Raw genomic sequence first — 20,721 nt, forward strand, 5'->3', positions numbered from 1 at the left:
AATAACTAATGCCTCGTATCAGCAGGAGGGTTGCTAGAACCATCCTTAAATAATTGTGTAACATCAGCAATATCGAAAATATATTCTTTATTACAGAACTGGCAGTCAATAGTAATCTTACCTTGTTGTTCATCCAGTAAAGCGAATGCATCTGCCTCACCTAAACTACGCAAAGCATTCGCTGAGCGCTCACGGGAACAACTGCAATGAAACTTTATAGGTAATTTTTCAAAAAGTCGAATATCTTCTTCATGATATAAACGATGTAAGATAGTCGAATTATCTACTGTTAAGAACTCATCAGCATTTAATGAGTTTGCTAAAACCGTAAGGTGTTGCCAAGTGTTCTGACGTTCATCATCGTCATGTTGTTTTTCAGCAGGTAAGGCTTGTAATAAAAAGCCTTTGGCCTGTTTGCCATCAGCGCATAGCCAAAAATAGGTAGGTAATTGCTCAGAACTAGCAAAATAGCTAGACAGACTACTGGCTAATGTTTCACCCTCTAACGCTACTATACCTTGATAACGTTTACCCTGTGTAGGGTCAACTGTTAATGCTAGGATACCATTAGGCATTAACTCTTGCAGGGACATGGAGTCATTTATTTGTTCGGCTTCATAACGAGCAATACCACGAATTTCGCGATTACTATTACATTCCACCATTAATAAGGGTAAAGGGCCTTCAGAGCGCGCTTGTAATACTAAAGTACCATCAAATTTTAAGGTGCCACACAATAAAGCACTGGCTGCTAGGAGTTCACCTAGTAATTTAGCCACAGGTGCAGGATATTGATGACGCGTTAATACTTCGTGATAACTATGCTCTAGGGAAACTATTTCACCACGTACATCTAAGTTTTCGAATAGGAAACGTTGTGTTATATCTTGTTTCATAAGGATATTTTAAAGCCTCAAAAGGATAATGTATTATTTACCATTTTATAGCTAGAGAAGAGTATAAACTAATTAACCCTAGATTATGCTCAATAAATCATTACAGAATAATGAACAATTAACGACTATCCTTGTACGATGTGATATTTCACATAATATAATGGATAGCTTAATTTCATTATTAGCTACTAAATAGCAAATCGGAGAATTACTATATATGGGCGATGCTCAATTATTACAACCTGTCTGGCAAACAAAAAAGATAGTATTTTGCAATGTATTTGCACTTATTTTGTTATTGCTGTGGGCATGGCCATTAACTCATGATTTAGCCATGAGGTTTGATGTTGCTTTTTTTAGAGTACTCAATGATTCTTTAAAAGAGAATTATGTGTGGGCTAGTATTTGGGCAATAATGAGTAGTCGCTTTTTTGATTTTATCGTAGCTATTATTTTACTGGTTTTGTTGATAAAAGCAGATTGGCTATATGGCGCTAAGATGGTAAGGCAAGCATTTTTTGCGTTATTAGTGATTATGTTATTGCAAGTAGTTGTACGTATTATTTTTACCAAGTTAGTTATTGCTTTTGGTTGGCAGCATGCTAGTCCTACAGCAACGTTAGATGATGCCTATCGTCTTTCTAGGCATTTTGATTTTTTTGAACAAAAATTAGAAATTAAAGATAGCTCTAATAGAAGTTTTCCAGGCGATCATGCCTCAGTATTGATGATATGGGCATTATTCTTATCAGTATTTGCACGTAAATTTAGTCAATATTTTATTGTTTGGTTATTGGCTATTATATTTATGATGCCTCGCTTAATCGCTGGTGCACACTGGGCATCAGATGATTATATTGGTGGTTTGATCTTAGCTTTATTGGCACTAGGTTGGGGAATGTATACGCCTTTTGCCGCTAAGTTAAGTAGTGGTTTAGTATGTATTACAAAACCTATTTTCCGCTTAGTTAACAAAATTCCTGTGCTTAATCGATTAGCTATTGTTCGTTATCCAGAATAAAAAATGTTGTTAATAAAATGTTAAATTTATTAACTATCATTTAATTAGTGAGATAATACCTAGCAATAATAATGTTATTTTTGAAGAGAGTATTATGGAAAAGTCGCCTTTTAAAGGAACACGTGGTTTAAAACGGATTATTAATGCAACAGGCTATTCTATGGATGGTTTAAAGGTGGCCTTTAAAAATGAGGCTGCTTTTCGTACTTTATTAGGGCTAAGTGTTGTCTTAATTCCTATTGCATTATTACTGCCAGTAGCTCCTGTAGAAAAGGCGATCATGGTTGCTGTTTGTCTATTATCGGTGATTATTGAATTGTTTAACTCGGCGATTGAGGCAGTGGTTGATCGGATTTCGTTGGAACGTCATGAGCTTTCAAAAAATGCTAAGGATTTAGGCAGTGCTGCTCAATTTATAGGATTATGGACAATTTTTATTGTGTGGGGAATTATTTTAATAGGCCATTATTTATAGAATTTATAAGAAAATAACCTAAATAGGTGGTGAAAATAGCAATATCTATCAACTTTTGTCTAGGTTATTCTGGAAAGCGATGTATTTACAACGTTATAATACTATAATAAATAAATTAATATATTTGCTATAGATGTCTAAGGAAGTTGATATGGGTACTACCCCCCATTTTATATGCTATTCGAGTCCAATAGATCATTATTCTCACCGTATACGTTTAGTATTAGCAGAGAAAGACATTGGTATAACAATACGTAATGTAGACCCTAATTATTATCCTCCCAATCTGGCAGAGTTAAATCCGTATAGTAGTTTACCTGTGTTAGTTGAACGAGATTTAGTACTTTATGACTCAATAGTTATTATGGAGTATTTAGAAGATCGTTATCCTTATCCACCTCTATTGCCAGCTTATCCTAGCGATAAGGCGAGTAGGCGATTATTAGTGTACCGTATCCAAAGAGATTGGTGTCACTTAGTCGATCTTATACTTGATCCTAAAACCAAAGTAACTACTCAAAATGCAGCACGTAAAGAATTAAGAGAAAGTTTAATAGGTGTTTCAGCTGTTTTTAGTGAAAAACCTTATTTTCTCAGTAATGATTTCTCGTTAGCTGATTGTTGTTTATTACCCATTTTATGGCGTTTACCTTTATTGGATATTGAGATTCCTAAAACGGGCAAAGGCTTATTAGCCTATATGGATCGAGGCTTTAATAGAGCAAGTTTCCAAGCTAGTTTGTCTGAGCAAGAGTTAAAATTAGCAGGGGCGAATTAATGAAGTCTAATCGCCCTTATCTAATACGCGCGCTGTATGAATGGATTTTAGATAATGATTGTACGCCCTATATATTAGTGGATGTTAATCTACCTAATGTAAGTGTACCCGATGGTTTTGCCGAAGATGGGCAGATTGTTTTAAATCTTGCACCTGCGGCTATTAAACATTTACTGATGGATAATGAAGCAATTAGCTTTGAAGGGCGTTTTGCAGGTGTGGTACAAAGACCTTATGTACCTATTATTGCTGTTAAAGCAATTTATGCTAAAGAAAATGGCTATGGTATGTTCTTTGAACATGATCCCTTATTAGAGCAAGAAAATAATGAACCAGATGATAAGCCACCTTCACCAGACACACCTACACCTCGTAAGAAGCCAAGCCTAAAAGTGGTCAAATAATACTTATAATGAATAAATAATGAACTTATTTATTCATTATTATGTCTTTTTTGTTCTATATAGTTTCTAAATTTATTGACAGATTTGCTTAAAATAAAAATAGCAGGAATAAAACCAATAATAATACCTACTACAACATGCCATGATTGCATTGTATCGGTATTGATATTGAAATAAGTGGTGAGTAAATCCAGTAAAAACCAGACGCCAATAATGGTTAAGATAACATGAATAAAAACTAGGATAGTGGAGCAGAGATAACGGATAGGTGTAGCTGAAATTCTATCTAGCTTTAATAATAGACCTATTACATTCATTATAAATAATGAGAATGTACCTAGTAAGGCGAGGATAATACCTATTAAAAAAGCTAGCATAAGTTCTCCTTATGTGAGCACTAAAGCTTTTTAGCCGCAAACTTAACTCTTGGGTGAGCTATACGATCTTGCGCAGCCACTAACTCTAATTCATAACTGCCATGTTTTTGTGTTTCTAATAATACCTCATGTACCGCGGCAGCACAAAATTCAAAGGCATCGAGTAAACTATTACCTAGTAATAAACAAGATAAGAATATGCCTGATGTTAGATCACCTACACCAACAGGTTGTTTAGGAAAAGCTAACAATGGGCGTTGTAAATGCCATGTTTCTTGTTCAGTTACTAAGAGCATTTCAAAACTATCAGGTTGTTTTTCTGGATAATTTAAATGTTTCACCATAATGGCTTTAGGGCCATATTTTAAAAGACTTTTGGCCATTTCAGCACAGTCATCTAGGGAAGTAGGGTGACGACCAATAAAGCTGTCTAATTCTAATTGGTTAGGTGTTAAATAGTCAGCCGCAGAAGCTGCTTCTTTTAATAAAAACTCACTGACTTCTGGCGCTACAACACAACCTTTTTCAGGATGTCCCATCACAGGATCACATAAATAAATAGCTTTCGGGTTAAGTTCTTTAATATGCTTAGCTACTTGGAGGATTTCACGGCCTTGTTCAGCTGTACCTAAATAACCAGAAAGAATAGCGTCACAGTTTGCTAACTCTCCAATAGCTTCAATGCCTTGCGCTAGTTCAAAAATTTGCTTAGGTGGTAAAACTTGCCCCGTCCATTGTTTATATTGGGTATGGTTAGAAAATTGTACAGTATTAAGTGGCCATACATTAACGCCTAGGCGTTGCATCGGAAATACAGCCGCCGCATTACCAGCATGACCAAAAACCACATGTGATTGAATGGTCAATATTTGCGGAACAGATTTCATAGTTAGCAACTCCTAAATCAATAGAAAAGAGCGTATTGTAAGAAATATCAAGATAACTGGCTATAGTTAGTTTGCTTACGACGTGCTTTTATTTTTTGCATGACGATGGGGGAAAGGGCGACTAAGGCTGAACCCATTACCACAATAATAGCACCCAAATAAGCTAAAATATTTAAAGAGTCTGCTATAAAGTAAGCAGGCCAGAAAAATGCGCCAACTGTGGCACCAATAAAGGTTACTAAGGGTGCAATAGCTAAAGTAGCTGTAACTTTTGAGGCTTCCCAGTGAGCTAGGGCTTCAGCAAACGCCCCATAAGCAATAATAGTATTGGCACAACTAAAGACCAGTAACCAAAATTGTAGGCTAGTTAGTTGGGTGATTTGTGAAGGATGACTAGTCGGGAATAAGAATAAACTACTGCCTAAATAGATCATCATTAAAATTTGCATAGAGTTCCAATGCACTAACAACTGTTTTTGGCAAAGTGCATAACCAGTCCATAGCATAGAGGAAATAACTAAAATAATAATACCAATAGTATAACTACCTAGTGAGGTTAGTAATTCAATCAGTCGTTGATTAAAAAAGAGTAGAAAACCTACCAGTAAAATAATAACCGCCATTACTTGCACATGATTAAAAGACTCTTTAAAGATAATCACACTACTAACGATAAGCATGATTTGGCCAATTTGCATCATTAATTGAGTTGTACCTGGTGTTAATAGGTTTAAGCCCATCATATAAGTAACATAGTTACCTAATAAACCGAGCATAGCTAACAATAATAATAGGTATCCTTTATAACCAAAATTTTTAAAGCGAGGCAATTTGCCTTTTAAGTAAAGGTAACTGAATAAGCATACGCCAGCCACAGTAAAGCGATACCATGTCACTGTATAAGCGTCCATGCCTTTTAAAACTTCTTTCATAACTACGGGTAAAAGGCCCCATAGAATAGCTGTCGTTAAAGCCAATGCTAGCCCTAACAGCCAGCGGCCTGATGATGTATGCATAGTGATAATAGTTCAGAATAAAAACAAAAAGAGTAATCTATTAATTAGATTACTCTTTTTTTGAAGAAAGACAAGGGATAGAGACTATTTAATTTTATTACCAAAATAGCTAAGCACTTTACTATCTACAAATTGTACTTGTAATGATGCTTCACCTTCTTGCCAACTACAGTTAGTTGCTTTAAAAGCGCTTTGGCATTCTTTTGGGCTACCAAAGATACGTTCAACTTCTTTACGCTCCATGCCCATTTTTAACTTGCTGTAGTTATCTTCAGTAAGCTTATTACAGCCTGCCAATACTGCAAGGCTAGTGATACATAAGATAAGGGTGGTTTTTTTAAACATAGTATTATCCTTGTTATTTTTGCTGTTGTTTGTGATAGTTAGTAATGCGTTCTACTTCTTGTTTTGAACCTAAAAACACAGCAACACGTTCATGAAGCGAGCTTGGTTGTATATCTAAAATACGTTGCTGACCGTTAGTAGCAGCACCGCCTGCTTGTTCAATAATCATTGACATTGGGTTGGCTTCATACATTAAACGTAATTTACCGGGTTTGCTAGGCTCGCGGGCATCACGTGGATACATAAAGATACCACCACGGGTTAAAATACGATGTACATCTGCTACCATTGAAGCAATCCAACGCATATTGTAGTTTTTCTCTAATGGTCCTTCAGTACCTGCTAATAACTCTGATACATACTGTTTAACAGGTTCTTCCCAGTGGCGTTGATTAGACATATTAATCGCAAATTCAGCAGTTTGCTCTGGTACTTTGATATTATCGTGAGTTAGTACAAAGCTACCTAATTCTGGATCAAGGGTAAAGCCTTTAACACCATTACCTAAGGTAAGCACTAACATAGTTTGTGGGCCATAAATAGCATAACCTGCTGCTACTTGTTCAGTACCTGGTTGTAAGAAGGCTTCTTCTTTTAATGGATCATTTTGGCTTAAATGTTCAACAGGGCAACGTAATACTGAAAAGATAGTACCTACTGACACATTCACATCAACATTACTAGAGCCATCCAGTGGATCAAATACTAATAAATAAGCACCTTTAGGATAACGACCAGGAATCTGATGAACCGTATCCATTTCTTCTGACGCCATACCCGCTAATGTACCACCCCATTCATTAGCTTCTAATAAAATTTCATTGGAAAGCACATCGAGTTTCTTTTGTACTTCTCCTTGCACATTTTCGCTTTGTAAACTGCCTAGTACACCACCAAGTGCGCCTTTAGTCACTGAACGATTAATCATTTTACAAGCACGTGCTACCACTTCAATAAGCAGGCGTAAGTCAGAAGGGGTATTATGATTGCGGGTTTGTTCAATAAGGAAGTGACTCAAGGTGGTCATGCGTGACATGCAATACTCCAAATATAAGCAAATTATAAATTTTATTAGGATTTATCAGGTAGAAAAATTTAGTGGGGTAATTATACGCTATCTTTATTAAAAAGATGACAATAATCTAAAAGATAACATTGATTAAAATTATAAATTAACTTAAAAAACGAATATTTTAAATTATTTAAGGTACTTTATTAATCAATAAAATACCTTAATAATCAACCTTAAAAGGGTATTTTAGTTTTTACTAAATAAACGATACAAGCAAAACAGGCTAATGCTAAGGCAAATCCAATATAGCGTATTGCTGAGGTTCTGCCTTTAATTGCCATAAAACCAAAAACAATATAGCCAACTAAAAAGGATAGCTTTTCAGTTAACCAAAAGTGGTTTGATAGGTTAGGGTACTGCTGGGTAAGTATTACGAGGGTAATACCAAAAATTAATAAACAGGTGTCGTTAAGGTGGGGAATAATACGAACCCATTTCTTTTGCATAAATTTAGCACCTACTCGCAATCCAACAAAGCGTGCTATAAATAAACTAATAGTAATAACGGCAGTAAGTGCATGAAGATGAAGAATAATTTTTTGCATTGTAAATACTTATATAATTATAGAGTTGAAATAATAGACAATAGTTTAGCTATAATGTAGCAAAGGATAAAGATTTTAAATCAATTAGGTATTGCTAGTAACTTACTAAGGTTTATTGTTTTTCTAGCTAACCTTTCTTTTATTAGTAAATCTGTTAGTAAAAACGGCGTAGTACTACAATTTATGAAGTCAGCGAACAAATTAATAAAAGAAAACGTTAAACTTTGTAAGCGCTATAAATCTTAAAACCATTACTTTCTGCTAGCACTTGGCAGTTACCAAAAGCCTGTTGAATAAGGGGTTGGTATTTTAAAAAACTATTAGCCACTAAGCGTAATTCACCCCCTTTAACAAGATGATCTATAGCATAATGCAATAGTTGCTCAGTGGTTTGATAATTGGTTTGAATACCCTGATGGAAAGGAGGATTAGTGATAATGGCAGTTAACCCTTTGGGAGAGGCATCAATACCATCGCCAGTAATGGTAATAGCTTCTAAATTGTTATTCTTTAAGGTTTGTTCAGTGCTAGCAATAGCAAAAACATCCACATCTTGTAAATAAACAGTAGCTTGTGGATAACGTTGTTTTAATAAAGCACCAATAACACCTGCACCACAACCAAAATCAAGTATTTTGTCTGTAGGAATTTTATCCAGATGCTGAATAAGTAGTTGGCTACCCACGTCTAAATGACCATGACTAAATACTCCCGCAAAACTAGTGATAGTAAGGTCATTAACAGTATAGGACTGGGCGAAGTCTTGTAGCTTAGGTGCAGTAGTGGATTCATTAATTTGTACTTGCCACAATTGACAATGTCTAGCACTATCTAATTTACGTGTTTTGCCATAAGTTGCTAATTGTTTTGCTGCCCGTTCAATACCTGCTTTTTTTTCACCCACTAAATAGAGTGAGCCTTGTAACTCTGTGCAAGCAGCTAAAGCCTGTAATAAGTATTCTGTAAGCTCTTTCGATTTTGGTAAGAATAAAACTGTTGTCTGAAACTTGGTAGTAGGCGCTGTGGTAGCTAAATGGATACGTTGATTATAGTGATGATTAAGCATTTGCCAGTCATTGGCCAACCATGTCCAGCCTGTTGCTTGTGGCAGTTTAGTTAGTAGTTCATCAGCAGGTAAGCCTGCTAATAGGGTTTTACCATTAAATAATTCAGCTTGGCGAAGCAGCACTTCACTACGAGGATCCATTAATACGACTCAAAAAATAGGTTATATACGATATATTCGTTTTAATTAATAGATTGTTGATTATGGCATATAGCAGGCTATAAGGGTATAGGTTGTAATAATATCTTGGAGAAAATTGAATATTAGGGTATTAGCTATAGGTTTCTAGTATTAGATTGTAAAGGTTTTATGGTTTATAAAATGATAAAAAGGATAGACTATAGAGTCTATCCTTTTTAGTTATGAAGCCGATTAGTTTTTCTAAAAAATTGCTCGATTAGTTTTGATTAGACAGTGCTAGATTGCTTTTTGCTTCTTCCAGTTCTGCCATTGCTTCTTTTAGCTTTCTGGTCTTTTTAACTATTTTCTCAGGATCACCTTTGGCAATAGCTTCTAGTAACTCCTCGTTACGTTCATCGACCTTTTCTTGTTTATCAGCTACTTTAGATTTTAATTTAGAAATATCTTTTGTTTGGTTGTTATAACTATAATTATCATCATAATCCCCCAAACAGTAAGTTTTAACATTGGCTATGGCTCTTTCTAATCCGTGTACACGGTTGGTGTTGCCATAACTTTTCGCATATTCAAGTTGTTGTTCCAACTTCTGAATCTTTATTTTACAACCTTGTTGTCTATGATAGTAATCAGCTACTACTGTATTCGCTAAACAAACTGATAACAAAAATGCTCCAACAGTAAGTTTACGCATAAAACATCTCCATCAATATAACTTAAAAAATATGCTATCTCTCTTCTAAAAGAGATAACAGTGCAATAATGATATGTACTAGTACACATTAAGTATAGGAAGAAGATTAGTAATGATCTATATGAAAAATATGATGTGATTATTTGAAAAAACAAAACTAATGGCTTTAGAAAGTCTTATAAGGATGTGGTGGCTTTGGTTATAGGAAATATTAGTGCTTTTTTTTGTTAGGCTATTTTTCCTAATGAAATATAGTTTATTCAGCTGTTATTCAATTATGTAACTGTTTTTTAAAAAAATATTGGTATTTTTTCTAATAAGTGTTTAATTTTTTCTCTAGGATATTTGGTTAAATTGTAATGTATAAATAAGATAATTTATTAATGTTATTTAACCTTTATGCTGGCTAGCGGCTAATTATATTTAACTGCTAGTCAGCATTAGGATTCAACTATAAATTATTAGTGAAATTAAGTGGGTATATTTGTTTCAGCCATTTCTTCAATGTTTTGTGTGCTATTAACTACACGATAAGCTAATGCACCAATAACACCGCCAAATATTGGCGCTAACCAGAATAACCAAAGCTCAGCTAATGCCCAATCACCTGCATAAAGTGCCACGCCTGTACTTCTTGCAGGGTTAACAGAAGCGTTACTAACAGGGATTGCTGCTAAGTGGATAATCACTAAACATAAGCCAATAGCGAGTGGAGCAAACTGAGTAGCTGCTTTTTTGTCAGTTACACTCATAATGACAAATAAGAAAATAGCAGTAAAGACGAGTTCGCATATAAAGGCAGCAGCCATTGAATAGCCTCCTGGAGAGTGTTCACCATAACCCGTAGAGGCAAAGCCACCTGCTAAGTTAAAATCAGTTTGGCCACTGGCTATTAAATATAATACGCCACCTGCTACTGTTGCGCCGATTACTTGAGAAATAATATAAGGTGTAATTTCTTTTGCACTGAAACGACCGCCTGCCCATAATCCAATAGTTACTGCTGGATTAAAATGACCGCCTGAAATATGACCAACTGCATAAGCCATTACTAGAACAGCTAGTCCAGCTGCTAAAGCAACGCCTAAAAAACCAACACCAAGTTCAGGATAGGCTGCATTCATAACAGCAGTACCACATACACATAGAACAAGTACAAATGTACCAATAAACTCTGCAAGATAATTATTCATTTTCATTTGATGTATTCCTTTATTACAATTAGGTATTTCAGTTGAATTTTACTTACTACTTCAAACTTACTAGTCATCTTGTATTAATTGTAAGAAGAATCTTTTTGCTAAAAGTTTTTAATAAAGTACTAAGTAAAATGTCTTAGTAAGGCTATTATTGTTAGTGTCAAAAATATGTAAAAAAAAAGTGATAAAAAAGTTCTAGAGATTATGGTGTTATTGTTTTTTGATAATGATTTTTATTAAATATATAAAATATAATCATTATCATCTGTTTTTATTGTAACTATTTGATTATTAATGAATAAAATATAAAAATTAATAATAATATTTATCATTTATGTGATGTATAGATATGAGTAAAAATTATGATGTTTATTGCAGAATATTTCATAAAGTATAAATAAGAATCATTCCATGATCTATTATTAATAATTAAGAGGTATTGAAGTGATAAAGCTAATTTTGTATAAGCTCATCCTTGGATGAGCTTATTTTTTAAATGCTATTTAGATAGTAGTAATATAACTATATTAATTGATTAAATAGCTAGTAGCATTTCTACATGAGGAATACCTACCTCAAGAAACTCATCACTTACTATTTCAAAACCAAAACGTTTATAGAATTTGGTGGCATGTGTTTGGGCAGTAAGGGTTAGTTTTTTGAAATTTTGCTGTTTAGCTTCTTCTATAGCTGCTTGTAAAAGCTCATCACCAATGCTTAAGCCACGCCAGTCTTTTAGCACAGCTACGCGGCTGATTCTAGCACAGTCATCAGTTTCTTTGGTTAAACGGGCTGTTCCCATTGCATAGCTACCGTCGACGGCTAAAAAGTGAGTGGATAAACTATCGAGGTCATCCCATTCTTGCTCTGCAGGAACGTTTTGCTCATTAATAAACACTGCTTCTCTGATTCGCATGATATCAACCATATCTTTTTGCCAATCAGCTTTACGAACAAAGGTCTTATTCATTGAAAAACTCCAATGTTCCTTGTTTAATTAATTCAGTTAATAGGGTAGTGACGATAGGGTCTTTGAGCCAAGCTTGTAAATTTTCTTGGTAAAGTGCATTGGTTTCACAAATTAAACGGAGTAAATCTGCATAATGTTTTGGGAAACTACGGCTAAACCCACTGGCAAACAATATTGCTTCATCATTAAAAATTGACCACGCAAGTTTACCACTTGGATTACGAATGACTATCGCACCATTGTCTATAGTATTAACAAGTTCTTGCTCGGTAAGCGCTTCACCCATTAAACGTTCAGGATAACGAGGCTCTGTCACATGTTGACCGAACCATGTAAGCAACTTTTGATCGTCTTGCAGTGCTTCCTGTAAGGTTTTTTTCAGTCTTGTTAAGGCTGCTGTATCAATAAAATGTGGATCTTTAGCAACGGCCTGTTGTTCAGGGTCACTATAGCGAGATTCTTCTGCATAGAATTGGCTAAGAAAATCAGTGTAATGCACTAATATTTCTTGTGTGCTAGGTGCCCTTAAACCAACAGAAATAGTCATACAGTCTGTTTCGGCAATACCATAATGGGCAAATTGTGGTGGTAGATAGAGCATATCTCCAGGTTCAAGTACCCATTCATCAGTTTGTTTAAAATCAGCTAACAATCTTAAATCTGGATGATCAAGGCAAGGGCTTTCGCTGTTTTCTTGTGGACCAATTTTCCATCGACGTTGACCATAGCTTTGAATTAAAAACACATCATAATAGTCAAAGTGAGGGCCTACACTACCGCCTTTAGCTGCATAGCTAATCATAATGTCGTCAAAGCGCCATTTAGGGATAAAGCTAAAGGGTTCAAAAAGTTGATCGACTTCTGGAATGAATTGGTCAACAGCTTGTACCAGTAAAGTCCAATTTGTTTCAGGTAAGTTTTGGAATGTTTCTGCTGCAAAAGGCCCGTGCAGTAATTCCCAAGGTGTATTACCATGTTCAACAACAATTCTGGACTCTATTTCCTCTTCAAGTGATAGGCCTGCTAGCTCATCAGGATTAATAGGGTTTTTAAAGTCAGTAAACGCACCACGTACCAATAACGGTTTACGCTGCCAATACTCTTTCATAAAAGTACTGGGTGAAATACCACCCAATAAAGCTAATGGTTGATCAATTTGCATTTATTAAATCCGCGTCGCCTGTACTACAGCATTGCCAATATAGTTGGCTGGGGTTAATGCTTTTAATTCAGTTTTGGCTGTATCTGGTATTTCTAAGGTATCGATAAAGGCTAGTAATGCTTCTGGAGTAATACCTTTGCCACGGGTTAGCTCTTTCAGTTTTTCATAAGGATTTGCTACACCATAACGGCGCATTACCGTTTGAATAGGTTCTGCTAGCACTTCCCAACAGTTATCTAAATCTTCAGCTAGGCGATTAGTGTTGATTTCTAACTTACTAATACCTTTTAAGCTAGCTTCATAAGCAATTAAGCTATGGGCTAAGCCAACACCTAGATTACGTAGTACAGTAGAGTCGGTTAAATCACGTTGCCAGCGAGAAACAGGTAGTTTGCTAGCTAGGTGCTGTAAAATAGCATTAGCAATACCTAAGTTACCTTCTGAGTTTTCAAAATCAATAGGGTTTACTTTGTGTGGCATGGTAGATGAACCAATTTCACCTGCAATAGTTTTTTGCTTAAAGTAGCCTAAAGAAATGTAACCCCAAACATCGCGGTCAAAATCAATAAGGATAGTATTAAAGCGCGCTACCGCATCAAATAGTTCAGCAATATAGTCATGGGGTTCAATTTGCGTAGTATAAGGATTCCATGCTAAACCTAATTCTTTTTCAATAAAGTCTTGTGCATTGGCTTCCCAATCTATAGCTGGGTAAGCTGATAAATGGGCGTTGTAATTACCTACAGCACCATTAATTTTACCCAGTAGTTGTACGCTTATAATTTGGTTGATTTGACGTTGTAGACGATAAGCCACATTAGCCATTTCTTTACCTAAAGTAGTAGGTGAAGCAGGCTGACCATGCGTACGAGATAACATAGGGATATCAGCAAACTGTTTTGCCAATGCTTTAATGGCTTCTACTATTTTATTCATAGTAGGAACAATGACTTCATCACGTCCAGCACGTAACATTAAGGCATGTGAAAGGTTATTAATATCCTCTGAAGTACAGGCAAAGTGAATAAATTCGTTAACTTTAGCAAGCTCAGGTACATTAGCCACATGTTCTTTAATAAAGTATTCAACGGCTTTTACATCATGATTAGTAGTTCTTTCAATTTCTTTAATGCGCTGCGCATAAGGTTCTTTAAAGTCAGTCACTAGGCTATTAAGCAGGTCATTAGCCTCTTTAGAGAAAGGAGCTACTTCTGGAATTTGAGGATGACTTGCCAGACGTTGTAACCAACGTACTTCTACCATGACTCGGAAACGAATTAAGCCAAATTCACTAAAAATAGGGCGTAGGTCTTTTGTTTTAGAGCCATAGCGGCCATCGATAGGAGACACAGCAGTAAGAGCAGAAAGCAACATGAACACATTCCTAATAAATAGCTAACAAAACTGTGCGAATTATACACTAAAGCAGGTAAATTGTTGGCAGGAAATTTAGTGAGTTTGTTAGTTATTGATTTAAGGTTAAAAAGTTAATAAGTAAATCTATAAGGTAGTGAGATATGCTTATAGATTTACCCTATTAATCATTGCTAACGTTATTTTTAGTTCAATTAGGTTATTTTGTTTCTGGTTTAAATACACCATTGTCAAATAAAAAAGAACATTTAGGAATATCGCCTGTAATAAAACGTTCTGGTTGATAAAGATTTGTTTTAATGGTTACTACGTTACCTTTTTTGAGAGTTGATACTTGTTGTTTGGTGGTTGTATCGTTACTCATTTTAATGACACCCGTGCAGCTTGTATTAACTTGGTCTTGTAAAGTAACAAGATAATAGGGGATAGCTATGTCTTTATTCTGTTGTGAGGGGAAATCTTTCGTTTCAACATTATTAACAGTGCCTGTTACCACAATATTTACTTGTGTCCATTTGGAAGTGGCTTCAGAGAAGTTTTCTTTATAGTCATTCCATATTGTTTCAATAGATGCTTTTTGTTCTCTAGCATTATGGGAGGTAGGATTGTCTTTTGTGCCTTGGTCATGGGCGCAGCCTGCTAATAAAACTAATAGAGAACTTGCTATGACAGTATTAATGCATTTACTTATGCTCATTTAATAATTCCTCAGAGTGATATGATATAGGTGAAGTATCATTACCAAGCATTTAGCAAATTAACTATTTGTATTAGTTATAAAACTCAACCCACCCTCAGTGTTTAATAACTAATATAAAAAGTAAATCCATTTGCCTACAGGTATTTGCTATAAAGCTTGGACATAGTAAATAATGATAACTTCTTTTACTCTAGACTTTAATTCGACTAATTAATTCCAACCAATTAGATTATGGTTGCTAAAATAGCATTATTCGTTCAGCAAATTGTTAACTGTTAGTTAATGCTTGCTGGCGTAGTAGTTGAATTTGATCCCTTAATTGTGCCGCTTTTTCAAACTCTAGATCTTTTGCTAATTTATACATTTGCTCTTCTAGCTGTTTGATTCGTTTTGCATAATCTGCTGGAGTACGTAATTCAATATCGTATTTACCACTTTCTTCCGCTACTTTGGCTAGGCTACGACGTTTGCCACCACGTGCACCAGGGATATTAGCGCCTTCCATAATGTCAGTAATATCACGTTGTACACCTATCGGGGTGATATTATGCTCTTCATTAAAGCTAATTTGTTTGGTGCGGCGTCGTTCTGTTTCATCCATGGCACGTTGCATAGAACCTGTAATTCTATCTGCATAAAGAATGGCTTTACCATGTAGGTTACGGGCAGCACGGCCAATGGTTTGAATAAGTGAGCGTTCGGAACGTAGAAACCCTTCTTTATCCGCATCAAGAATAGCAACTAATGATACTTCAGGCATATCGAGGCCTTCACGCAGTAAGTTGATTCCCACTAATACATCAAAAGTGCCTATTCGTAGATCACGAATAATCTCTACTCGTTCTACCGTATCAATATCTGAGTGTAAGTAACGAACTTTAACATCATGATCAGACAAATAGTCTGTTAAATCTTCCGCCATTCGTTTAGTCAGGGTAGTGACTAATACACGTTCTTCTTTAATAACCCGTTTTCTAATTTCTGAAAGTAAGTCATCCACTTGGGTGGTAGCAGGGCGTACTTCAATCTCGGGATCTACTAAGCCAGTAGGTCTAACTACTTGCTCAACCACTTGGCCAGCATGTTCTGCTTCATAAGTGCTCGGTGTGGCAGAAACAAAAATAGTTTGCGGGCTAATGGCTTCCCATTCCTCAAAGCGTAAAGGACGATTATCTAAGGCGGAGGGAAGGCGAAAACCATATTCTACTAAGGTTTCTTTTCTAGATCGGTCACCTTTATACATAGCACCAATTTGTGGCACGGTAACATGTGATTCATCGATAACCAGTAAGGCATTATCAGGTAAGTAGTCATATAAGGTAGGAGGTGGCTCGCCTGGTGCTCTGCCTGATAAATAGCGCGAGTAGTTTTCTATACCATTGCAGTAGCCCAGTTCAACCATCATTTCTAAATCAAACTTGGTACGCTGCTCTAAGCGCTGTGCTTCAACAAGTTTATTATTAGCTTGTAAATACTCTAAGCGTTCTTTTAGTTCTTCTTTGATGTGTTCCACTGCTTCTAATAAAACTTCTCTAGGTGTGGCATAGTGAGTTTTAGGGTAAAAGGTAAAGCGTGGTAATTTATGTAGGATTTCGCCTGTTAGGGGATCAAAAGCAGCAATATTTTCTACTTCATCATCAAATAGTTCTAGACGAATGGCTTCTAAATCAGATTCAGCAGGGTAGATATCAATCACATCGCCACGCACCCTAAACGTTGCACGGGCAAAATCAAAATCATTACGAGTATATTGTAGTTCTGTTAAACGACGTAATAGAGTGCGTTGATCGAGCTTATCACCACGATCAACATGCAATACCATTTTAAAGTAGGACTCAGGGTCACCTAGACCATAGATAGAGGAAACAGAGGCTACAATAATCGCATCAGGTCTTTCTAATAAAGCTTTAGTAGCCGAAAGACGCATTTGCTCAATATGATCATTGATTGAGGAGTCTTTCTCAATATAGGTATCAGAGGAGGGTACATAGGCTTCTGGCTGATAATAATCATAGTAGGAAACAAAGTACTCTACAGAGTTATTAGGGAAGAAACTTTTAAACTCACCATATAATTGCGCAGCAAGGGTTTTATTAGGGGCAATAATGAGTGTTGGGCGTTGTAATTGGGCAATTACATTGGCAATACTAAAAGTTTTACCAGAGCCTGTAACACCTAGTAAAGTTTGGTGAGATAAACCTGCTTCGATACCTTGCACCATTTCTTTAATGGCATTAGGTTGATCGCCTGCGGGTGTATAACTGGTTTTTAGTAAAAATTTACTCATGATTACCTACAATATAGAAATTTCATCCTCTAATATGGGGACTATCATCCCATTATCTACCCTGAAAGTGTAAAAAAGTTATTAACTCGCTAAATATTTATTGTGCGGTATAACCACCATCAACTGTATAGTAAGCACCTGTGGTAAATGAGCTATCATCAGAAAGAAGAAACGCCACTGTTTTAGCAACTTCTGCACGAGTAGCCATTCTTTTCATTGGGTGAGTACTAGCCATTTGCTGCCGAACATCATTGGGTAGTTGTTGCATATTAGGGGTGTCAACATAGCCTGGACAAATGGCATTGATCCTTACTCCTTGTTCTGCATATTCTAATGCAGCAGCTTGGGTTAGACCAATTACGCCATGTTTAGCTGTGGTATAGGGGGCAATACCTGCAATACCAACTAAGCCATTTACGGCTGATAAATTAACAATAGCACCGCCACCACTTTTTATAATGGCTGGGATAGCATATTTCATCCCAAAGAATACTCCACTAAGATCAGTGGTTATTACATTATTCCAATCTTCTATTGAATAATCGCAAATAGTGACGCCATGAGGGCCTGTTATACCCGCATTATTTACAAGATAATTGAGTTTGCCGAAACGTTGCATGGTTTGATCAACTAAGCTTTTCACAGATAAATGATCTTTAACATCCGTTTGGATAGGAATAATACGTTGTCCTGTTGGGTCAATTTGTTGTGCAGTATTAGTTAGTTCTGTTTGATTGCGTGCTGTGATAATAACCGTTGCACCACGATTAAACAGTTCAATAGCAATGCCTTCACCAACACCTGTGGTAGAGCCTGTTACTATAACTACCTTATTATTAAAATCATTCATTACAATACTCCATGCTTGTTTGGCGAGTTAAAAACTATCCATCTAGGTTACATTAATAAATAACAAAGTTTGAATTTATTAATTAGCTATTTAGATACTATAACGATAGCGTTATAATGTTCATTCTATTATCTACCTTTAGAGTGATAAAAAATGAATTTGTTCGCTGAAATTGAACTTGCTCCTCGTGATCCTATTCTTGGTTTAAATGAAGCTTATCAGGCTGATACCCGTACTAATAAAATTAATTTAGGGGTAGGCGTTTACTATGATGAGCAAGGGCGTATTCCTTTACTAAAAGCTGTCCAAAAAGCTGAAGCTGAGTTTGTGGCAACAGGTGCTCCTCATAGCTATTTACCGATTGAAGGGATTGGTAGTTATGACCAAGCTGTGCAAAAATTATTATTTGGAGCTGATTCACCCTTAGTAACTGAAAAACGAGTAGTAACAGTACAAGCGCTAGGTGGCACAGGGGCATTAAAATTAGGTGCAGATTTTATTAAAACCTATTTAAATGGTCACGATGTGGCGATTAGTAATCCTAGTTGGGAAAACCACCGTGCTTTATTCTCTACTGCTGGCTTTGTAGTACATGATTATAGTTATTATGACTCTAATACTCACGGTTTAGATCGTAATGGTTTGTTAGCTGATTTAAAAGCATTACCTAAGAATACTGTGGTAGTACTCCATGGCTGTTGTCATAACCCAACAGGTGTTGATTTAACAGAAGATGATTGGCAGCAAGTGCTAGCAGTCGTTAAAGAAAAGCAATTAATTCCATTTATTGATATTGCTTATCAAGGTTTTGGTAATGGTGTTAAAGAAGATGCTTTTGCAGTTAGACTGTTTGCACAATCAGGGCTTAACTTCTTTGTTTCTAGTTCATTCTCTAAGTCATTCTCACTGTATGGTGAGCGTGTAGGTGCATTATCATTAGTGACTAACTCGGCAGATGAAGCGGCAAGAGTTCTTTCACAAGTTAAACGGGTTATTCGTACTAACTATTCAAACCCACCTATCTATGGTGCTATGTTAGTTTCTAAAGTACTAAACAGCCCAGAGCTTTATAAGCTATGGGATGATGAACTCAGTGGTATGAGAGATCGTATTAAAGCAATGCGTAACCTAATGGTTGAACAATTAGCTGGCGCTAAGCAAGATTTTTCATTTATTGCTAAGCAATGTGGTATGTTCTCTTATTCTGGCCTAACTGCTGACCAAGTGGATAAGTTACGTAATGACTATGGTATTTATGCCGTAGCTACTGGTCGTATTTGCGTGGCTGCACTAAATAATAACAATATCAAAACTGTGACGGATGCTATTTTGCAAGTGATTTAATACTTGCTGCTATGGTTAAATAAGGAGGCTATGATGCCTCCTTATTTTTTGGAGTAGTAAAATTTTTTAAAAGCTAAGTGTAGCGATAAGCCTTTACATATTATTTACCATATACACGTTTTTTCCTTACATAACTTATAGTTAGAATAGAGTCACTTAAATCAAATACAAGGAACTCTATATGAAAAAGTTATTATCTGTGTCTATAGCTGCATTATTATCTTTAAGTGTTGCTGGTTATGCATCAGCTCAACAAGATAATCATGATCCAAAAAGGGAGTCAGCATCTCAGCAAAAACGTGATGTTAATAAAGAGGCTAAGAAAGATGCAAAACGTCTTGAAAAAAAAGATGGTAAGCGTACAGCACAAAAGGATGAAAAGCGTTCAGAGCTTAAAAAAGATGGCAAGAACGTAGAGAAGAAAAGAGAAAAACGCGCTGATCAAAAAGATGAGAAACGTACTGGTCAGAAAAAAGACGGTAAGTGCACTGAACAGAAGGGTGAAAAACGCGTAGACCAGAAGCAAGATGGTAAACGTGTTGAACAAAAAGATAGAAAAAATACAGATATCGATTTAAAACAAGTAACCGATAAAAGAAATGATGACCGTAAATAATTAGTTGGCTTGATTAGAAAACATTCTATTTTATAAATTATAAGATAGAATGTTTGTATTAGTTATAATAAATTAATAATATATCTTGCTAAAGCAAAAAGAATCAATAAGTTATATTCAATAAAATAAATCTCCACATAATAATTAAGGAGATTTAAAAATGAATATTAATCCAGTATATGCACTTGTTAAATTACCAAGTAGCTTTCAGGTAGAGCATGATGAGCCAATGCCTGTTACACCGTATATCTCTTCTTGGACTGTCCCCGTAGAGGCTTATATATCTGTTGATGAAAAAAAATATGGTCGGACACCCCAATCTGTTTTATATATAAAATTTAATGGCGAAAGAAGTATGTTGTTGGAAGAAGTTCAGCAAAAAACAGGCGAAATATTGAAAAGTTTATTTAACAACAATGTAACGATAGAATATGCATAATTGAATAAAGCCCCTTTCTAGAAATAGTTAGGGGCTTTGACTTTAAATGAGTTATACAGTTTCTAT

At 35.7% G+C, this 20,721-nt stretch carries 23 protein-coding genes; 7 read left to right on the forward strand and 16 right to left on the reverse strand.

All coding sequences use genetic code 11. The features are described 5' to 3' along the window. Window positions 1-5: 5 nt before the first annotated feature. Window positions 6-896, reverse strand: a complete 891-nt coding sequence (gene hslO, locus ACQVD9_RS07480) for an Hsp33 family molecular chaperone HslO (RefSeq protein WP_264745431.1) — start codon at window positions 894-896, stop codon at window positions 6-8. A gap of 217 nt (window positions 897-1,113) precedes the next feature. On the opposite strand from hslO, the gene ACQVD9_RS07485 reads away from it, so the two are divergent. From ACQVD9_RS07485 to ACQVD9_RS07500, 4 genes are all read left to right on the forward strand, one after another. Beyond that, window positions 1,114-1,917 (forward strand): phosphatase PAP2 family protein, encoded by an 804-nt coding sequence (locus ACQVD9_RS07485; RefSeq protein ID WP_264745432.1) that lies wholly within the window; start codon window positions 1,114-1,116, stop codon window positions 1,915-1,917. A gap of 94 nt (window positions 1,918-2,011) precedes the next feature. Continuing rightward, window positions 2,012-2,392 (forward strand): diacylglycerol kinase, encoded by a 381-nt coding sequence (locus ACQVD9_RS07490; protein ID WP_264745433.1) that lies wholly within the window; start codon window positions 2,012-2,014, stop codon window positions 2,390-2,392. 151 nt (window positions 2,393-2,543) lie between these two features. Further along, a complete protein-coding gene (locus ACQVD9_RS07495) occupies window positions 2,544-3,170 on the forward strand; it encodes a glutathione S-transferase N-terminal domain-containing protein (RefSeq protein WP_264745434.1) in 627 nt (208 codons plus the stop codon). Further along, window positions 3,170-3,574, forward strand: coding sequence for a ClpXP protease specificity-enhancing factor (locus ACQVD9_RS07500; RefSeq protein WP_264745435.1), 405 nt, complete (start codon window positions 3,170-3,172; stop codon window positions 3,572-3,574). Before ACQVD9_RS07495 ends, ACQVD9_RS07500 begins: the two co-directional genes overlap by 1 nt. Window positions 3,575-3,603: 29 nt before the next feature. Here the strand turns inward: ACQVD9_RS07500 and ACQVD9_RS07505 are convergent, their stop codons facing one another. The 15 genes from ACQVD9_RS07505 to ACQVD9_RS07575 form a co-directional block, all read right to left on the reverse strand. Next, window positions 3,604-3,951 carry a hypothetical protein gene (locus ACQVD9_RS07505; protein WP_264745436.1) on the reverse strand — a complete coding sequence of 116 codons (348 nt, stop codon included), beginning with the start codon at window positions 3,949-3,951 and terminating at the stop codon, window positions 3,604-3,606. 20 nt (window positions 3,952-3,971) lie between these two features. Beyond that, window positions 3,972-4,838, reverse strand: coding sequence for a pyridoxal kinase PdxY (pdxY, locus tag ACQVD9_RS07510; protein ID WP_264745437.1), 867 nt, complete (start codon window positions 4,836-4,838; stop codon window positions 3,972-3,974). Window positions 4,839-4,885: 47 nt separating this feature from the next. Beyond that, complete coding sequence (locus ACQVD9_RS07515; RefSeq protein ID WP_264745438.1) at window positions 4,886-5,854, reverse strand: DMT family transporter; 969 nt, start codon at window positions 5,852-5,854, stop codon at window positions 4,886-4,888. A gap of 84 nt (window positions 5,855-5,938) precedes the next feature. Beyond that, the gene (locus ACQVD9_RS07520; RefSeq protein ID WP_264745439.1) at window positions 5,939-6,199 is read right to left on the reverse strand and encodes an outer membrane protein assembly factor BamE; all 261 of its coding nucleotides are present in this window, start codon (window positions 6,197-6,199) and stop codon (window positions 5,939-5,941) included. 13 nt (window positions 6,200-6,212) lie between these two features. Then, window positions 6,213-7,235 carry a class 1 fructose-bisphosphatase gene (locus tag ACQVD9_RS07525; RefSeq protein ID WP_264745440.1) on the reverse strand — a complete coding sequence of 341 codons (1,023 nt, stop codon included), beginning with the start codon at window positions 7,233-7,235 and terminating at the stop codon, window positions 6,213-6,215. 209 nt (window positions 7,236-7,444) lie between these two features. Next, a complete protein-coding gene (locus ACQVD9_RS07530) occupies window positions 7,445-7,816 on the reverse strand; it encodes a SirB2 family protein (RefSeq protein ID WP_264745441.1) in 372 nt (123 codons plus the stop codon). Between the two features lie 217 nt (window positions 7,817-8,033). Then, the gene (locus ACQVD9_RS07535) at window positions 8,034-9,023 is read right to left on the reverse strand and encodes a methyltransferase (protein WP_264745442.1); all 990 of its coding nucleotides are present in this window, start codon (window positions 9,021-9,023) and stop codon (window positions 8,034-8,036) included. 256 nt (window positions 9,024-9,279) lie between these two features. Then, complete coding sequence (locus ACQVD9_RS07540) at window positions 9,280-9,714, reverse strand: DUF1090 domain-containing protein (RefSeq protein WP_264745443.1); 435 nt, start codon at window positions 9,712-9,714, stop codon at window positions 9,280-9,282. A gap of 470 nt (window positions 9,715-10,184) precedes the next feature. After that, window positions 10,185-10,907 (reverse strand): aquaporin Z, encoded by a 723-nt coding sequence (gene aqpZ / locus ACQVD9_RS07545; protein ID WP_264747870.1) that lies wholly within the window; start codon window positions 10,905-10,907, stop codon window positions 10,185-10,187. Between the two features lie 541 nt (window positions 10,908-11,448). Further along, window positions 11,449-11,883 carry a GNAT family N-acetyltransferase gene (locus ACQVD9_RS07550; RefSeq protein ID WP_264745444.1) on the reverse strand — a complete coding sequence of 145 codons (435 nt, stop codon included), beginning with the start codon at window positions 11,881-11,883 and terminating at the stop codon, window positions 11,449-11,451. After that, complete coding sequence (locus tag ACQVD9_RS07555; protein WP_264745445.1) at window positions 11,876-13,045, reverse strand: ribosomal protein uL16 3-hydroxylase; 1,170 nt, start codon at window positions 13,043-13,045, stop codon at window positions 11,876-11,878. Before ACQVD9_RS07555 ends, ACQVD9_RS07550 begins: the two co-directional genes overlap by 8 nt. A 3-nt stretch (window positions 13,046-13,048) precedes the next feature. Beyond that, a complete protein-coding gene (gene purB, locus ACQVD9_RS07560; RefSeq protein WP_264745446.1) occupies window positions 13,049-14,419 on the reverse strand; it encodes an adenylosuccinate lyase in 1,371 nt (456 codons plus the stop codon). 199 nt (window positions 14,420-14,618) lie between these two features. Further along, window positions 14,619-15,116, reverse strand: a complete 498-nt coding sequence (locus ACQVD9_RS07565; RefSeq protein WP_264745447.1) for an OB-fold protein — start codon at window positions 15,114-15,116, stop codon at window positions 14,619-14,621. 271 nt (window positions 15,117-15,387) lie between these two features. Further along, window positions 15,388-17,406 (reverse strand): excinuclease ABC subunit UvrB, encoded by a 2,019-nt coding sequence (gene uvrB, locus ACQVD9_RS07570; RefSeq protein ID WP_264745448.1) that lies wholly within the window; start codon window positions 17,404-17,406, stop codon window positions 15,388-15,390. Window positions 17,407-17,503: 97 nt separating this feature from the next. Further along, the gene (locus ACQVD9_RS07575; RefSeq protein ID WP_264745449.1) at window positions 17,504-18,256 is read right to left on the reverse strand and encodes an SDR family NAD(P)-dependent oxidoreductase; all 753 of its coding nucleotides are present in this window, start codon (window positions 18,254-18,256) and stop codon (window positions 17,504-17,506) included. Window positions 18,257-18,409: 153 nt separating this feature from the next. On the opposite strand from ACQVD9_RS07575, the gene ACQVD9_RS07580 reads away from it, so the two are divergent. The 3 genes from ACQVD9_RS07580 to ACQVD9_RS07590 all read left to right on the forward strand — a co-directional run bounded on the left by ACQVD9_RS07580 (window position 18,410) and on the right by ACQVD9_RS07590 (window position 20,655). Then, entirely contained in the window at window positions 18,410-19,600 is a 1,191-nt protein-coding gene (locus ACQVD9_RS07580; protein ID WP_264745450.1) for an amino acid aminotransferase, read from the forward strand. Between the two features lie 199 nt (window positions 19,601-19,799). Beyond that, window positions 19,800-20,216, forward strand: a complete 417-nt coding sequence (locus ACQVD9_RS07585) for a hypothetical protein (protein WP_264745451.1) — start codon at window positions 19,800-19,802, stop codon at window positions 20,214-20,216. Window positions 20,217-20,376: 160 nt separating this feature from the next. Next, a complete protein-coding gene (locus ACQVD9_RS07590) occupies window positions 20,377-20,655 on the forward strand; it encodes a hypothetical protein (RefSeq protein WP_264745452.1) in 279 nt (92 codons plus the stop codon). The last annotated feature ends 66 nt before the right edge of the window (window positions 20,656-20,721 follow it).

The sequence above is a fragment of the Entomomonas sp. E7T21 genome (genome assembly GCF_058693955.1).

Excerpts from the sequence above, each read along its gene's own strand:
- hslO (WP_264745431.1), bottom strand. The coding sequence starts at position 896 with ATGAAACAAGATATAACACAACGTTTCCTATTCGAAAACTTAGATGTA.
- ACQVD9_RS07485 (WP_264745432.1), top strand. The coding sequence starts at position 1,114 with ATGGGCGATGCTCAATTATTACAACCTGTCTGGCAAACAAAAAAGATA.
- ACQVD9_RS07490 (WP_264745433.1), top strand. The coding sequence starts at position 2,012 with ATGGAAAAGTCGCCTTTTAAAGGAACACGTGGTTTAAAACGGATTATT.
- ACQVD9_RS07495 (WP_264745434.1), top strand. The coding sequence starts at position 2,544 with ATGGGTACTACCCCCCATTTTATATGCTATTCGAGTCCAATAGATCAT.
- ACQVD9_RS07500 (WP_264745435.1), top strand. The coding sequence starts at position 3,170 with ATGAAGTCTAATCGCCCTTATCTAATACGCGCGCTGTATGAATGGATT.
- ACQVD9_RS07505 (WP_264745436.1), bottom strand. The coding sequence starts at position 3,951 with ATGCTAGCTTTTTTAATAGGTATTATCCTCGCCTTACTAGGTACATTC.
- pdxY (WP_264745437.1), bottom strand. The coding sequence starts at position 4,838 with ATGAAATCTGTTCCGCAAATATTGACCATTCAATCACATGTGGTTTTT.
- ACQVD9_RS07515 (WP_264745438.1), bottom strand. The coding sequence starts at position 5,854 with ATGCATACATCATCAGGCCGCTGGCTGTTAGGGCTAGCATTGGCTTTA.
- ACQVD9_RS07520 (WP_264745439.1), bottom strand. The coding sequence starts at position 6,199 with ATGTTTAAAAAAACCACCCTTATCTTATGTATCACTAGCCTTGCAGTA.
- ACQVD9_RS07525 (WP_264745440.1), bottom strand. The coding sequence starts at position 7,235 with ATGTCACGCATGACCACCTTGAGTCACTTCCTTATTGAACAAACCCGC.
- ACQVD9_RS07530 (WP_264745441.1), bottom strand. The coding sequence starts at position 7,816 with ATGCAAAAAATTATTCTTCATCTTCATGCACTTACTGCCGTTATTACT.
- ACQVD9_RS07535 (WP_264745442.1), bottom strand. The coding sequence starts at position 9,023 with ATGGATCCTCGTAGTGAAGTGCTGCTTCGCCAAGCTGAATTATTTAAT.
- ACQVD9_RS07540 (WP_264745443.1), bottom strand. The coding sequence starts at position 9,714 with ATGCGTAAACTTACTGTTGGAGCATTTTTGTTATCAGTTTGTTTAGCG.
- aqpZ (WP_264747870.1), bottom strand. The coding sequence starts at position 10,907 with ATGAATAATTATCTTGCAGAGTTTATTGGTACATTTGTACTTGTTCTA.
- ACQVD9_RS07550 (WP_264745444.1), bottom strand. The coding sequence starts at position 11,883 with ATGAATAAGACCTTTGTTCGTAAAGCTGATTGGCAAAAAGATATGGTT.
- ACQVD9_RS07555 (WP_264745445.1), bottom strand. The coding sequence starts at position 13,045 with ATGCAAATTGATCAACCATTAGCTTTATTGGGTGGTATTTCACCCAGT.
- purB (WP_264745446.1), bottom strand. The coding sequence starts at position 14,419 with ATGTTGCTTTCTGCTCTTACTGCTGTGTCTCCTATCGATGGCCGCTAT.
- ACQVD9_RS07565 (WP_264745447.1), bottom strand. The coding sequence starts at position 15,116 with ATGAGCATAAGTAAATGCATTAATACTGTCATAGCAAGTTCTCTATTA.
- uvrB (WP_264745448.1), bottom strand. The coding sequence starts at position 17,406 with ATGAGTAAATTTTTACTAAAAACCAGTTATACACCCGCAGGCGATCAA.
- ACQVD9_RS07575 (WP_264745449.1), bottom strand. The coding sequence starts at position 18,256 with ATGAATGATTTTAATAATAAGGTAGTTATAGTAACAGGCTCTACCACA.
- ACQVD9_RS07580 (WP_264745450.1), top strand. The coding sequence starts at position 18,410 with ATGAATTTGTTCGCTGAAATTGAACTTGCTCCTCGTGATCCTATTCTT.
- ACQVD9_RS07590 (WP_264745452.1), top strand. The coding sequence starts at position 20,377 with ATGAATATTAATCCAGTATATGCACTTGTTAAATTACCAAGTAGCTTT.